We start from the raw sequence: 15,195 nt of genomic DNA on the forward strand, positions 1-15,195 counted from the left end.
TCGGTCCGTGTTCAAGGCGCCGCGACCGCGATGGTCGGCACGCCCGCCTTGCGCCGCCCCAGTTTGCGCTCGCCGACGACGAACTGCACGAGCGCAATCGCGAGCGACATCAGGATCATCAGCACCGTGCAGTAGGCCAGGGCAATGCCGTAATCGCCGTTGCCGACGCGGCCGATGATGTACGTGGTGGCGAGTTCGTTCTCGGCCGTGACGAGGAAGATGACCGCGCTCACGGTCGTCATCGCGCGGACGAAGCTGTAAATCAGCGCAGCAACCAGCGCCGGCTTCAACAGCGGCAGCACGACCTTGATGAGGGTCTGCGACGTGGACGCGCGCAGCATCAGCGACGCCTCGTCGAGCGAGCGATCGAGCTGCTTGAAAGCCGCCGTGCCCGCACGCACGCCGACGGGAAGGTTCCTGAACATGAAGCACAGCACGATGATGAGACCGGTGCCGGTCAGCTCGAGCGGCGGCACGTTGAAGGCGAGAATGTAGCTCACGCCGAGCACCGTGCCCGGAATGGCGAAAGCGAGCAAGGCTGCGAACTCGAAGGCACCCTGTCCCCGGAATTCGTTGCGTGCCAGCAGCCACGCGATCAGCAGTCCAAGGCCCGCCGTCAACGGCGCCGAGATGCCCGCGAGCTTGAGCGTCGTGAGCAACGAGTTCCAGGCCGTACCTGCCCAGACGAGACCGAACTGCCCCCACTCCAGCGCAAACGCGGTCTTGAAGTGAACGAGTGTGAAGGTGTAGTCGCGCCCCCAGGTCTGGACGAAGCCGCCCGCGAAGGCGAACAGGTAGACGACCACCGTGAAAGCGATCCACGGCAGCGCGATGCAATAGATCGTGCGACGCACGCCATCGGGCAGTGCCATGGCGATCCCGGCGTCGCCCTTGCCGCTCACGGTGGTGTAGTTCTGCTTGCCGAGCACGCCGCGCTGGATCGCGAACACGCCGAGCGCGAAGATCGTGAGTACCCAGGCCAGCGAGGCGGCGCGGCCCTGGTCATACTGTGCGCCGACGATCGCGAAGAAAATGTCGGTCGACAGCACCGAGAATTGCCCGCCCACCACCACCGGGTTGCCGAAATCCGCAATGCTCTCGATGAAACCCACGAGAAATGCGTTGGCCAGTCCCGGCTTGAGCAAAGGCAGCGTGACGGTGAAGAAGGTGCGCCGGCGGTTGGCGCGCAGCATCTGCGCGGCCTCTTCCAGGCTCGGCGCCACGCCCTGCACCACGCCCCGCATGATCATGAATGCGATCGGGGTGAAGGCAAACAGCTGGGCCACGAGCACGCCCGGCATGCCGTAGAACCAGCGCGTCGGCTCGATGCCGAAGCTGCTCTCGAGCGCCTGATTCACGACACCTGCACGACCGAACAGCAGGATCAGGCCGAGCCCGACGACGAAGGGCGGCGTGATGATGGGCAACAGGGCCAGCACGCGCAACGGACCCTGCCAGCGCTTGCCGCCGCGCTCGGCCATCAACGCCATCAAGGTCCCGAGAAAAGTGGTGCCGGCGGCCGTGAGCAGCGCAAGGACCAGCGTGTTCCACGCCACGCCGCAGCGCACGCCGCCGGAGAGGCAGTTCAACCCCCAGACGCGCTCGGTGCCGATGCGAGCGCCGAATGCGGCCAGCGACCAGCGGCCGTCTTCGTCGAAGAAAGCGCCTGCAAGCGCCTTGCTCACGGGGTACGCGATGAAGAGCGCCATCAGCACGCCGCAGCCGATTACCGACGCCGAGACGAACAGATCGCCCTTGAAGAAGCCCAGCCGCGCCAGCCCGAAGGCGAAAAGCATTGCCAGCGCCGCCAAGGCGATGAAGCCGCCCGCGCCGATACCGAACTGGTTGATCGGCAGCTCACCAAGGTAGGTGTTGAGGGCGGCGAAGCTCCAGCCGCGCGCGCCGATCAAAAAGCCGCTCGCCACCAAGCCGACCGCACCCGTGAACCCGCCCACGATCAGCAAACGGCCCTGGGCTCGGCCGGGACGCAGCAAGCCGCCCAAGACGCACACGCCGAGCCCGAAGAGGCCAACAAGGAGCCAGCTGCGGCCCTGCAGCCAGGCATGCATCACACCGTTCGCGCCCTCGGCTTGGCCGAAGATCTGCCCAAGAGCCTCGTACCAAGCGGTGTCCTGGATCGCGTACCAAGGCAACGCAAGGTAGCCGACCAACCCCACCGCAATGCATGCCCAGATAGGCGCGTTCGGCCGGCGCCCCGCCGTGGAAGCGGACTGCACGCTAGCGCGGCAGCGAGTTGACGTCCTTTTCCCAGCGCGCTATTAGGCGCCGGCGCTCGGCGCTCGCGCCGTACTTCGCATAGTCGTAGTCGATGAACTTGATCTTCTTGAAGTCAGGAATCCGCGGGTCGAGCTTCGCGTTCATGTTGCTCGGCAACTGAAACTGCTTGTTCGCGGCGCCGAGCTCCTGCGCGGAAGGCGTCAGCGCCCATTCGTAGAACTTCTTGGCTGCATCGAGGTTTCGCGAGCCCTTGATGATGCTCATCGAGCCGATCTCGGCGCCGGTGCCATCGGACGGGGTGATGGTTTCCACTGGAAAGCCCTGCATCTTCTCGCCGGGGCCGTCATGCACGAAGCTGATGGAGACCGCCGTTTCGCCGCGCGCCACGGCCTTGATGGGACCAGTGCCCGAGCGCGTGTATTGACCCACGTTCCTGTGCAGCGCCTTGAGGTATTCATAGGCCTTGTCTTCGCCCATCAGTTGCACGAGCGTCGCGATCATGGTGTAGGCGGTGCCGCTGGAAGCCGGATTGGCCACCTGGATGTCGCCCTTGTATTCAGGCTTGAGCAGATCGGCCCAGGTCTTGGGCACCGGCAGCTTCTTCTTGGCCAGGAGTTCCGGGTTGTAGCCGAATCCCAGAGGCCCGGAATAGATCCCGACGGTCTTGTAGCCGGACTGCTTGGCCTGCTGCTGTGCCCAGGGATGCAGCTGCGCCAGCGTGGGCGATTTGTATTCGAGCGTAAGGCCTTGTTCGGCCGCCTGCAGGTGCGGATCACCAGTGCCGCCGAACCAGATGTCGGTCTTGGGGTTGTCCTTTTCCGCGATGAGCTGCGCGAGCGCTTCACCCGAACCCTTGAGCGCCATGTTGATCTTGACGCCCGTCGTGCGCGCATAGACCGTCGAGATCACGTTGCACCACTCGGCCTGGACCGAGCAGATGACGTTGACGGTCTGTGCCGACACCGCGGCCGACAGGCCCATCAATGCCGCGACGGCGAAAAGCTTTTTCATGGGAACCTCGCTCGAAAAACAAAAAAGGGCCCCGCGGGCCGACCTTCAGCTTAGCGCGCCGGTGCCGTTGTCGGATCGGTACAAGTACCATTCGAGGTCAAGCTTCGTGCTCGGCATTTCACGCAACAACACGGATGTATCCATGAGTTTTGACCTCGTCCTCTTCGGCGGTACCGGCGACCTTGCATGGCGCAAGCTGATGCCGGCGCTGTTCCAGGCCTTCCGGCACGGCAGCCTGCCCGAAGACGGCCGCATCATCGGCGTCGCGCGCGACGATCTTTCCGACGACGGCTATCGCGAGCTGATCCAGTCGCGCTTCGAGGCGGTCGAGGGTGCCAAGCGGCCGTCGCCCGAGGAGTTCAAGAAGTTCGCCTCGATGCTGTACTACCTGCGCATGGACCTGTCGAAGGCCGAGGACTACGCCAAGCTCGCCGACCTGCTGAAGACCCGCGACGCCACCACCGTCGTGATGTATCTCGCGACGGCTCCGGCGCTCTTCACGCAGGTGGTGCAACAGATCGCCGCGGCCGGGCTCAACGGCCCGCAGACGCGCGTCGTGCTCGAAAAGCCGCTGGGCCACGACCTGGCGTCGAACCGGGCCATCAACAAGGCGGTGTGCAAGGTGCTGGACGAGCACCAGGTGTTCCGCATCGACCACTACCTGGGCAAGCCCTCGGTGCAGAACCTGTTCGCGATGCGCTTCGGCAACGCGCTGTTCGAGCCGATCTGGCGCCGCGAGCACATCGCCAACATCCAGATCACGATCGCCGAAGACCTCGGCGTCGAGAAGCGCGGCGCCTTCTACGACCAGACCGGCGCGTTGCGCGACATGGTGCAGAACCACGCGCTGCAGCTGGTCTGCGCGATCGGCATGGAGCCGCCGATCAATGCGCACGCCGACGCGATCCGCGACGAAAAACTGAAGGTGCTGCGCGCGCTGAAGCCGTGGACCGCGGAGTCGATCGGCCTGCACGCGATCCGCGGGCAATACACCTCGGGCACGGCCTACGGCGAGCGCGTGCCGGGCTACCGCGACGAGCCTGGCGTGGACCCCGAGAGCCGCACCGAGACCTTCGTCGCGCTGCGCACCGAGATCGCCAACTGGCGCTGGGCCGGCGTGCCGCTCTACATCCGCACCGGCAAGCGGCTGGCCTCGCGCGATGCGCGCATCGAGGTCAACTTCAGGCCGACGCCGCATGCGATCTTTCGCGCGCCGCCCAGCGCGGTCAACAAGCTCGTGATCAACCTCCAGCCCAAGGACGGCCTGGAGCTGCACATGCTCGCGCAGGCGCAGGACAACCGCCAGCGCAACGGCAACCGCCGCGCCGGCCCACAGCTGGCGCCGGTGCAACTGGACCTCGACTTCGACAAGCGCTTCGGCGCCGAGCGCGTGGGTGCCTACGAACGCCTGCTGCTCGACGTGATCGACGGCCGGCTCAACCTGTTCGTGCGCAGCGACGAGCAGGAAGAGGCGTGGCGCTGGGTCGAGCCGCTGATCGACAGCTGGGCCTCGGACGGCGTGCCGCGCCCTTACGCAGCGGGCACTTGGGGGCCGAGTGCATCGAGCGCGATGATCGCGCGCGACGGCTTCGCCTGGAGCGAAGAGCAGTAGCTGAGCACACCCCCAGGCTGCGCGCACTTCGTGTCGCTTCGCCAACCCCCTTGCAGGGGGCAACACCAGCGACCCGGCGCAGCCGGTTCCGCGGTGTTTCTGGAATGGGGCGCTAGATCCGGCCTTCTTCGACGGCGTGGCAGGCCACCTGCACGCCACGCAGCATCTGCAGCGGCGGCCGCTCGGCCTTGCAGCGCGCGTTGGCATGCGGACAGCGCGGATGGAAGGTGCAGCCGGTGGGCGGATTGAGCGGGTTCGGCACCTCGCCCTGCACCGGCGTGCGCCGCTCGCCGGCGTGCTTCATCTTCGGAATCGCCTCCAGCAGCATGCGCGTGTAGGGGTGCTGCGGGTCGCTGAAGAGCTTGGCCTTGTCCGCCACCTCGACCAGCCGGCCCAGGTACATCACGCCGACCTGGTCGGCCACGTGGCGCACCACCGCGAGGTTATGCGAGATGAAGAGGTAGGTCAGGCCGCGCTCGCGCTGCAGGTCCTTCATGATGTTGAGCACCTGGGCCTGCACGCTCACGTCCAGCGCCGAGGTGGGCTCGTCGCACACCAGGAATTCGGGCTGGGTGGCGAGCGCCCGCGCGATCGAGATGCGCTGGCGCTGGCCGCCGGAGAACTGGTGCGGGTACTTCACCATGTCCAGCGGGCTCAGGCCGACCGACTGCAGCAGTTCGCCCACGCGCGCCTTGAGCGCCGGGCCTTCCTTGAGGATCTCGTGCTCGCGCAGCGGCTCGCCGACGATGTCCTCGACGATCCAGCGCGGGTTGAGGCTCGCGTAGGGATCCTGGAAGATCATCTGGATGCGCCGGCGCAGCTTGCGCCCCTCGGCGGTCTTGAAGGCGGCATGCGCGTCCTGGCCGTCGAAGTGCATGCCGCCGCGGGTGGGCTCGTACAGGCCCACCAGCAGGCGCGCGACGGTGCTCTTGCCGCAGCCCGATTCGCCCACCAGCGCGAGCGTCTTGCCGCGCTCGATGGAGAAGCTCACGCCGTCGACGGCGTTGAGCAGCACCCGCGGCTTGCGTTCGAGCACGCGGTTGAGCCAGGGCGGCGAGACGTCGAAGCTCTTGGCGAGATCGTTCGCCTGGACCAGTGCGCTCATCGGGGCGCTCATGCCGCAATCCCGTCGATCGGCGCCGCGCTGTGCGCAGCGTGCAGCCAGCAGGCAGCGCGGGTCGCGCCCGCGTTGAGCAGGTCGGGCCGCTCTTGCAGGCAGCGGTCGAAGACGCGCGGGCAGCGCGGGTTGTAGGCGCATCCGCGCGGGATGGCATTGAGGCGGGGCATGGCGCCGTCGATCTGGTTGAGGCGTTCGCGGTCCATCGTCATGTCGGGGATGGCGGCCATGAGGCCCGAGGTGTAGGGATGCGCGGGCTGGTGGATCACCTCCTGCACCGGTCCTATCTCGGCCACGCGGCCGGCGTACATCACCGCCACGCGATCGCAGGTCTCGGCGATCACGCCCATGTCGTGGGTGATCAGCATGACGGCGGCGCCGCGGTCCTTGCAGATCTTCTTGAGCAACTGGATGATCTGCGCCTGGATCGACACGTCCAGCGCGGTGGTGGGCTCGTCGGCGACGATCAGCTTCGGCTCGGCCGCCAGCGCGAGCGCAATCACCACGCGCTGGCGCATTCCGCCGGAGAACTGGTGCGGATAGTGGTCGATGCGCTGCTCGGCACCCGGGATGCCGGTGTCCTGCAAGAGGCCGATGGCGCGCCGGCGCGCTTCTTGCTCGCTCACGGGCAGGTGGGTGCGGATGGTCTCCGTCAATTGCCGCCCGATGGTGTAGAGCGGGTTCAGCGAGGTCAGCGGGTCCTGGAAGATGGCGCCGATCTTGCGGCCGCGGATGTGGCGCATGGCCTCGTGGCCCAGGTTGTCGATGCGCTGCCCTTCGAGCCGGATCTCGCCGCTGGCGATGCGCCCCGGCGGCTCGAGCAGGCCGATGATGGCCGCGCCGGTGAGCGATTTTCCGGCGCCGGATTCGCCGACCACGCCGAGGATTTCGCCGGGTGCGATCTCGAAGGAGATGTCGTCCAGCGCGCGCAGCGTGCCGCGCCGGTGCGGGAATTCGACGACCAGATGGTTGACTTGCAGAAGGCTCATGTGCGGTGCTCCACCTTCTTCAGCGCAAGCGTGGGTTGAGGGCGTCGCGCAACCAGTCGCCCAGCAGGTTCACGCTGAGCGCGATCAGGACCAGCATCGCGCCCGGGAACACGGTGATCCACCATTCGCCCGAGAACAGGTAGTCGTTGCCGACGCGGATCAGCGTGCCCAGCGAGGGCGAAGTCGGCGGTACGCCGACGCCCAGGAAGGACAGCGTGGCCTCGGTGATGATGGCCGTGGCGACCTGGATGGTCGCCAGCACCAGCACCGGGCCCATCACGTTCGGCAGCACGTGGCGCACCATGATGCGCCAGGGGGACACGCCGGTCACGCGGGCCGCCTGCACGTATTCCTTGTTGCGCTCGACCAGCGTGGAACCGCGCACGGTGCGCGCGTACTGCACCCAGCCGGTGAGCGAGATCGAAATGATCAGGACGCCGAAGGCCACCGAGTCGTGCGCATTCGGAAACAAGGCACGGCCGACGCCGGCGATCAGCAAGGCGACCAGGATCGGCGGGAAGGACAGCATCACGTCGCACACCCGCATCAGGAAGGCGTCGAGCCAGCCGCCCCAGAAGCCGGCCAGGAGTCCGAACAGCACGCCGACGATGACCGAGAGCATCACCGACACGAGGCCGACGACCAGCGAGATGCGCGCACCGTAGATCAGCGCAGAAAGGATGTCGCGGCCCTGGTCGTCGGTGCCGAGCAGGTACTTGCGTGTGCCCTCGGACTCCCAGGCGGGCGGAAGGCGCGCATCGCCGAGCTCGAGCGCGGCCAGGTCGAAGGGGTTGTGCGGCGACACCCAGCCGGCGAACACCGAGCAGAAGATGCAGACGAAGGCGATCGCGGCGGCCAGCATCGCGACCGGCGAGCTGCGAAAGCTGTGGCCGACATCACTGTCCAGCCAGCGGGCTAAGGTTTTTTTCATCGGGTTGTGGGAGCGAATTCCGCGGGGCGCAGACTAGGCCGCCGCCGGGCCGCCCCAAGGCGGCCGAGCCTCCCCCTCGGGCGGTGGCGAAGCACACGAAGTGGCAAGCCGGGGGGGCCGTCATTTTTTCAGGGCTTGATGCTCATCCACTTGAAGAACATGAAGTTGTCGGCCAGCTGGGTGAGCTCGACCTTCTTGCTCACGCCCCAGGCGAGCGACTGCTGGTGCAGCGGAAGGTGGCCAATGTCGTCCGAATGGATCTTGAAAGCCTCCTTGATCAGTTCGTTGCGCTTGGCCTTGTCGGTCTCGGACTGGATCTTCTTGGTGACCTCGTCGAGCTTCGGATTGCAGTAGGCGCCGAGGTTGAACTGCCCGGTGCCCTTGTCGTCGGGACAGGCCGTCAACGAACTCAAGGCGTTGTGGGCATCGTAGGTGGTCGGCGTCCAGCCCAGCAGGTAGAAGCTGGTGTCGCGGCGCAGGATCTTGGGGAAGTAGGTGCCCTTGGTTTCGGTGGCGAGGTTGATCTTGACGCCGATGCGCGCCAGGCTCGCAGCCACGCTCTGGCAGATCTGGCCGTCGTTCACGTAGCGGTCGTTCGGGCAGTTCATCGTGACCTCGAAGCCGTTCGGGTAGCCGGCATCGGCCAGGAGCTTCTTGGCTGCCTCTGTGTCGTAGGGCAGGCGCTTGTCCTGCTCGGCGGTCCAGCCGTTGACGCCGGGGCCGACCATCAGCCCGGTGGGACGCGAAGCGCCGCGCATCACGGTGCGCTGGATGCCATTGATGTCGATGGCCTCGTAGAAAGCCTGGCGCACGCGCTTGTCCTTGAACGGGTTCTTGCCCTTGACGCTGGAGTACTGCAACTCGTCGCGCTTCTGGTCCATACCCAGGAAGATGGTGCGCAGTTCCGGGCCCGCGATCACGCGGGCACTGGGGCTGCTGTTGATGCGCGCCACGTCCTGAACCGGCACCGGCTCCATCACGTCGACCTCGCCCGAGACCAGCGCCGCAACGCGCGTTGCGGGGTTGGCGATGGGCGTGAAGACGATCTCCTGCGCGTTGCCGTCGATCTTGCCCCAGTAGCTTGCGTTGCGAACGAAGACGGTGCGCACGTTCGGCTGGCGCTCGCGCACGCGGAACGGGCCGGTTCCGTTGGCCTTGAACGAGGCCGTGTTCTCGATGCCCTTGCGGCGATCGACCGGGTTGGTCGCCTGGTTGGTCTCGCACCACTTCTTGCTCATGATCATGATATTGGTGATCACGTCGGGCAGGATCGGAAACGCTCCCATGGTCTCGATCTCGATGGCGGAGTCGCCCGCCTTGCGGACTTCCTTGATCTCGCTCACGTGGGCCTTCATGTCGGAGCCTTCGCCCGCGGCGCGGCGGAAGCTGAACACCACGTCGTCGGCGGTGAACGGCGTGCCGTCGTGGAACTGCACGCCCTTGCGCAGCTCGAAACGCCAGACGGTCGGCGAGCTCTGCTTCCAGGACGTGGCCAGCAAGGGCGCCAGGCTCAGGTCCTTGTTGCGTCCGACCAGGGTCTCGTAGACGTTGGAAGTGACGGAGAGCTGCAACGATTCGTTGAGCGAATGCGGATCGAGCGAGAGCGCGTCGCCTTGGTTCGCGATCCGGATGGTCTGTGCGCTGGCCACCAGGCTCAAGGCGCTCAGCACGGCCGCTGCGGCCAGTTGTTTCTTCAGATTCATGAGAAGCACTCCTCGGGTTGAAGGGATCAGGACGCCGTCGAGGCGACTTTGTTCTTGGTGGATTTGCCGGCAGCGGCCAGTGGCATGCCCTGCTCGATCAGGCCGGCATGCAATGCGGCACCGAGCGGCAGGATCTCGTCGTTGAAATCGTATTTGCTGTTGTGCAGGAAAGCGCCGCCGCGGGCGTCCTGCCCGATGCGCATGTAGGCGCCCGCCTTCTTCTGCAACATGAAGGAGAAATCTTCGGCGCCCATGCTGGGCTCCATGTTGCGCTCGACGTTGTGCGCGCCCACCAGCGATTGCGCGACGTCGCCGGCGAACATCGCTTCGGGCGCCGTGTTGATGGTGGCGGGATAGATGCGTTCGAACTTCACCTGCGCCGTGGCACCGAAGCCGGAAGCGACCGCGGCGCACAGCTCCACGAGCCTTTGCTCGACCTGCGCCTGCACCCGGGCGCTGAAGGTCCGCACGGTGCCCACCAGCATGGCCTTGCCCGGCACCACGCTCATGGCGCCGAGGTCGCCGGCCTGGACGGCGCAGATGCTGATCACTGCCGCGTCGATCGGGCGCACGTTGCGCGACACGATGCTCTGCACCGCGGTGATGATGTGTGCGGACACCAGCACCGGATCGACCGTGAGATAGGCATGCGCGCCGTGGCCGCCCTTGCCGGCGATTTCGATCGTGATGCGATCGGCGGCCGCCATCATCGCGCCGCGGTTGATGCCCACCGTGCCGGCCGGCAGGCCGGGCCAGTTGTGCATCGCATAGACCGACTGCACGGGGAAACGGTCGAACAGGCCCTCTTCGATCATTGCGCGCGCGCCGGCAAAGCCCTCCTCGCCCGGCTGGAAGATCAGGATCGCGGTGCCGTCGAAGTCGCGAGTTTCGGCGAGGTAGCGCGCTGCCCCGACCAACATGGCGGTGTGGCCGTCATGCCCGCAGCCGTGCATCAAGCCCTGCTTGGCCGACGCCCAAGCGAAGTCGTTTTCCTCCCGCATCGGCAAGGCGTCCATGTCTGCGCGAAGGCCGATCATGCGGCGGCTGGCCGTGGACCGGCCGCGGATCACGCCGACCACGCCGGTCTTCCCGATGCCGGGATGGATCTCGTCGACGCCGCAGGCCCGAAGCGCTTCCTGGACGCGGCCGGCCGTGTAGACCTCCTCGAAGCCGAGTTCGGGATGCGCATGCAGGTCGCGCCGGAAGGCGGTGATCTCCGGATAGAAGCGCGCGATGTGCGCGAACGCCCTGCCGTTCGCCTGCAGACGTGCCTCGCTCATCAGTGGCCTCCCGCGCGGCCGATGCGCAGGCGCGGATCGACCACGAAATAGAGCAGGTCGACCACCAGGTTGATGACGACGAAAATCAGCGCGATCAGACACAGGTAGGCGGCCATCACCGGAATGTCGGCGAAGGTCACGGCTTGGATGAACAGCAGCCCCATGCCGGGCCATTGGAAGACGGACTCGGTGATGATCGCGAAAGCGATCAGACCGCCCAGTTGGAGGCCCGTGATGGTCATCACCGGCACCAGCGTGTTCTTGAGCGCGTGGCCGAAATGGATGACCCGATCCGACAGGCCGCGGGCGCGTGCGAACTTGATGTAGTCGGTGCGCAGCACCTCGAGCATTTCGGCGCGCACCAGCCGCATGATCAGGGTGAGCTGGAAGATGGCGAGCGTGACCGCCGGCAGCACGATGTGGTGCCAGCCGTCGACTCGCAGAAGGCCTGTGCTCCACCAGCCGATCTGCACCGTTTCTCCGCGCCCGAAGCTCGGGAACCAGCCGAGCAGGACGGCAAAGACAAGAATCAGCAGGATGCCGATCAGGAAGGTGGGCAGCGAGACGCCAAGCAGGGAGATCGTCATGAACACCTGGCTCATGAAGGTGCCGCGGCGCAGCGCCGTATAGACCCCCATCGGGATACCGATCAGCAAGGCCAGGAAGGCCGCAGCCAGCGCCAGTTCGAGCGTGGCCGGGAAGCGTTCGCCGATCAGCCGCGAGACCTTGCTGCCTTGCCGCAGGCTCAACCCGAATTCGCCTTGCGCGGCATTGACGAGGAAATGCCAGAACTGCACGAAAAAGGGCTTGTCGAGCCCGAGGCCAATACGCAGTTCACGAACCTGCTCGGGCGTTGCGTCCTGACCGAGCAGGAACACCACGGGATCGCCCACGTACTGGAAAAGGAGGAAGGCGAAGAAGGCGACCGTGATCATGACGATCACGGCCTGGATCAGGCGGCGCAGTACGAAAGCAATCATTCAGCAAAGCATGTGTTCAACGATGCTAGCAGAGCAAGGTGCGTGCCCAAGAGGTGGTTCCCCGGGTTGCGCCTTGCTCGAAGCCGAGCCAAAAACGAGGCGCGACGAGGCGCCTGCAGCAAACGCTTTGGAGCGCGTCAGTTCACCTTGATGACGCGCCAGTCGAGCCGGTTGTCGGCGCGATGGATCACGTCGATGTTCTTCTTCATGGCCCAGGGAATGATCTGGTTGTGCAGCGGAATGTGGGACACGTCGTCGTTCTGCAACTGCAGCGCCTCGGTCAGCAGCCGGTCGCGCACCGGGAGATCGGTTTCCGTCTTCACGCGATCGATGATCTGGTCCATCTTCGGATTGCTGTAGCGGCCGACGTTGTAGTTGCCGTCGCCTCCGCTGCCCACGGTGCGCGTGAGCGACTGCAGGCTGTAGAGAGCATCGAAGGTCGGCACGCCCCAGCCCAGCATGTAGATGCTGGCTTCGTAGCGCTGGATCATCGGGAAATAGGTCACCAGCGGCAGCGTGCGGAGCTTCGCCTTGACGCCCACGCGCGCCCACATCGCGGTCACGGCCTGGCAGATTTCCTCATCGTTGATGTAGCGGTTGTTGGGGCAGGCGAAATCGACCTCGAAGCCGTTGGGGTACCCCGCATCGGCCAGCAGCTTCTTGGCGGCCTCCACATCGTAGGGATGGCGCTTGTGCACGCCTTCGCTCCAGCCGTTGACCTGCGGCGCCACCAGCCCGCCGGTAGGCTGGCTCAGGCCCCGCATCGTCACGCGATTGAGGCTCGCGCTGTCGATAGCCTGGTAGAGCGCCTTGCGGACGCGCTGGTCTTTCAGTGGATTCTTGCCCTTCACGTTGGAGCCGGGCAACTCGTCGCGGAACTGGTCCATGCCGAAGAAGATGGTGCGGTTTTCGACGCCATCGATGACCTTCAGGTTGCCGCTCTGGCGCAGGCGCCCCAGATCCTGCGGGCTCGGATCCAGTACGAAGTCGATCTCGCCCGAAAGCAGCGCCGCGACACGCGTGGCCTCGGACTTGATCGGGCTGTAGATCACCTCTGTCACGTTCGTATCGTTCTTGCCCCAGTAGTTGGGGTTCTGCACAAGAACCAGGCGCTGGTCCGGCTGCCATTCCTTGACCATGTACGGGCCGGTGCCCATGGCGTTGCGGTGGGCGTAGCTTTCCTCAGGCGTCTTGATGTCCTTCGGCTCGACCGACTTGTTCTTCTCCGCCCAGGCCTTGCTCATGATGCGAAGCTCCGTCAGCTGATTCAGCAGCACGGGATTGGGGCCCTTGAGGAGGACATCGACCGTATTCGCATCGATCTTGACCACCTTGTCGATGCCCTGGGCGTAGACCGCGTAGTTGGAAGTCTTGGCCATCGCGCGGGTCAGCGAATACACCACGTCCTCGGGCGTCAGCGTCGAGCCGTCGCTGAACTTGACGCCGCTGCGCAGGGTGAAGCGCATCTGGGTCGGTGTCACGAGCTTCCAGCTGGACGCGAGTTGGGGCTCAGGTTTGAATGTCTTGCTGTTGTAGTAGACCAGCGAGTCGTAGATGGCGGCATGGACGCCATTGCCCAGTGCGTTGTTCTGAGAATGGATGTCGAGCGTCGGAATGTCGCTCGCGCTCGTCCATTTGAAAGTCTTTGCCTGCTGTGCGGGCGCTGCCAACACAAAGGCCGCGAGGGCGACGGGAATCAATACGCGCTTGGAATCCATGGTTAACCATCCGTCACAAAGTCAAAACGCGGACTATGCAACAGCCGGGCCAGCTTCGGACACGGGAGAACGCCGACCCAAGGGATATCCCTGTTCGAGAAAGCCCGAGCAATGAAAAAAGCCACCCGACTTGCGTCGGGTGGCCTTTAAGACTTCCCATCAAAGCTGGCTTGCGCCAGCGTCAAATCAGAAAGCGTGACGAATACCGACGTCGTAGCCGGTCGAGGTCTTCGGCAGGAAGGCCTGACCCGGGAGCAGGGTCGTGGTGGTCACGAACGACGGGCCACCCAAGGTCAAAGCTGCGCCATCCTTGTTGCGGATGCGAGCCACCGTCGCGTACAGAGCCGTGCGCTTCGACAGGTTGTGCACGTAGCCGATGGCGAACTTGTTGGCCTTCGGGTCTTCGAGCGCCGAGAACGGCACGTTCAGGTCGTACTTGACAGCCGAGTAGGCCGCGCGGATGAGGCCAGCGCCCACCGGCACGGTCACGCCGATCAGGTAACCCTTGAGGTCGATGTCGTTGCCGATGGTGCCAGTGACGAACGGCGTATCGACGTCGATTTCGTTCTTGGCGCGCGACACTTCACCGAAGAGCTTCACGACGCCGAAGTCGTACGAGGCGCCGAGGTTGAAGGTCTTCACCGAGGTGGTGGTGCCGACATAGTAGTTGTCACCGATCGTGCTGTTGCCATACGAGGTAGCGACGTCCAGCGGGCCATTGGCATAGCCGACGCGGCCGCCGACGTAACGACCAGTGCGCGAGTTGTTCAGCGCGGTCGGCGTGACGGTACCCGGATCGAACTTGTTCTGCTCGTGGAAGCCGTACTGCACCTGGCCATAGAAGCCACCGAGGTTCGGGGGCAGGAAGTAGCCGATGGTGTTGCTGGCGCGAACGTAGTTGTTGCCGCCAACGTTGGGGACGCCGGCGACCACCGGGGGAGCAGCGCCGTTGAAGGTACCGAACGCGTCGTTGGCGGTCGAAACCAGGTTGGTACCCACGCCGTTGGTGCCGAACGGATCGAACACGGTGTCGTTCCAGAAGGTCGGGGTGTAGTCGCGACCCAGGCGGACTTCACCGAAACCACCCGACAGGCTCACGGTCGAACGACGACGGAACGTCGAGATACCGGTTTGGCCGTCGTCATTGCTGATCGGGGCTTCGAGCCAGAAGCTGGCAGCCAGGCCGCCACCGAGGTCTTCCGTACCACGGAAGCCGATACGGCTGGAGTTGTAGCCCGAGTTCGTCAGCGCGGTGCGGCTGGCCTTGATGCTATCAACGAAGAAGGGATTGGCGAGGGTCGGGAAGCCGACGTTCTCCGACTTATTCGAATAGCCGCTGATGGCAGCGTCAACCACACCGAACAGCGTGACCGACGACTGAGCCGAGGCAACACCGGCAACAGCCAGGGCAGCCAGAGCAACTAGAGATTTTTTCATTGCAAGTTTCTCCAAGGTTAAACATAGGGCTCCGGTGCGAAGGGCTCACCGTGACTGGCACATTTGTGCTCCTACCGGACCCCGGGCCAACCTCCTTTTGGGAAGTTGTCGCTATTGCACCAGAGCCGCCTCACCAGGGCAAAACAAATCGCCCGAAATCGCGGCCGGGCTCGGCGTTT

General features: G+C 65.2%; 11 protein-coding genes. 1 reads left to right on the top strand and 10 read right to left on the bottom strand.

Annotated features, from left to right (window positions below; genetic code table 11):
• Nucleotides 1-11: 11 nt before the first annotated feature.
• Nucleotides 12-2,195, bottom strand: a complete 2,184-nt coding sequence (locus ACSQ86_RS23625; RefSeq protein WP_436306346.1) for an ABC transporter permease — start codon at nt 2,193-2,195, stop codon at nt 12-14.
• Between the two features lie 43 nt (nt 2,196-2,238).
• Nucleotides 2,239-3,249, bottom strand: coding sequence for an ABC transporter substrate-binding protein (locus tag ACSQ86_RS23630; protein ID WP_093109647.1), 1,011 nt, complete (start codon nt 3,247-3,249; stop codon nt 2,239-2,241).
• Nucleotides 3,250-3,391: 142 nt separating this feature from the next.
• Between ACSQ86_RS23630 and zwf the strand changes: the two genes are divergently transcribed.
• Nucleotides 3,392-4,861: a glucose-6-phosphate dehydrogenase gene (zwf, locus tag ACSQ86_RS23635; RefSeq protein WP_436305287.1), complete on the top strand. Its 1,470-nt coding sequence runs from the start codon at nt 3,392-3,394 to the stop codon at nt 4,859-4,861.
• A gap of 112 nt (nt 4,862-4,973) precedes the next feature.
• Here zwf and ACSQ86_RS23640 read toward each other — a convergent pair whose 3' ends face one another.
• The 8 genes from ACSQ86_RS23640 to ACSQ86_RS23675 form a co-directional block, all read right to left on the bottom strand.
• A complete protein-coding gene (locus tag ACSQ86_RS23640) occupies nt 4,974-5,966 on the bottom strand; it encodes an ABC transporter ATP-binding protein (protein ID WP_436305288.1) in 993 nt (330 codons plus the stop codon).
• An 8-nt stretch (nt 5,967-5,974) separates the two neighbouring features.
• Nucleotides 5,975-6,967 carry an ABC transporter ATP-binding protein gene (locus ACSQ86_RS23645; protein WP_093109650.1) on the bottom strand — a complete coding sequence of 331 codons (993 nt, stop codon included), beginning with the start codon at nt 6,965-6,967 and terminating at the stop codon, nt 5,975-5,977.
• Nucleotides 6,968-6,986: 19 nt separating this feature from the next.
• A complete protein-coding gene (locus ACSQ86_RS23650; protein ID WP_093109651.1) occupies nt 6,987-7,898 on the bottom strand; it encodes an ABC transporter permease in 912 nt (303 codons plus the stop codon).
• 128 nt (nt 7,899-8,026) lie between these two features.
• Nucleotides 8,027-9,601 (bottom strand): ABC transporter substrate-binding protein, encoded by a 1,575-nt coding sequence (locus ACSQ86_RS23655; protein WP_436305289.1) that lies wholly within the window; start codon nt 9,599-9,601, stop codon nt 8,027-8,029.
• A gap of 26 nt (nt 9,602-9,627) precedes the next feature.
• Nucleotides 9,628-10,881 carry a M20 aminoacylase family protein gene (locus ACSQ86_RS23660; protein ID WP_436296533.1) on the bottom strand — a complete coding sequence of 418 codons (1,254 nt, stop codon included), beginning with the start codon at nt 10,879-10,881 and terminating at the stop codon, nt 9,628-9,630.
• Entirely contained in the window at nt 10,881-11,861 is a 981-nt protein-coding gene (locus ACSQ86_RS23665; RefSeq protein ID WP_093109654.1) for an ABC transporter permease, read from the bottom strand. The genes ACSQ86_RS23660 and ACSQ86_RS23665 overlap by 1 nt, the downstream gene beginning before the upstream one ends.
• Before the next feature lie 137 nt (nt 11,862-11,998).
• Entirely contained in the window at nt 11,999-13,579 is a 1,581-nt protein-coding gene (locus tag ACSQ86_RS23670; protein WP_436305290.1) for an ABC transporter substrate-binding protein, read from the bottom strand.
• A 186-nt stretch (nt 13,580-13,765) separates the two neighbouring features.
• Nucleotides 13,766-15,016 (bottom strand): porin, encoded by a 1,251-nt coding sequence (locus ACSQ86_RS23675; protein ID WP_436305291.1) that lies wholly within the window; start codon nt 15,014-15,016, stop codon nt 13,766-13,768.
• Between the last annotated feature and the right edge of the window lie 179 nt (nt 15,017-15,195).

Source organism: Variovorax sp. LjRoot130, from assembly GCF_964253755.1.
Classification (GTDB): Bacteria; Pseudomonadota; Gammaproteobacteria; order Burkholderiales; family Burkholderiaceae_C; genus Variovorax.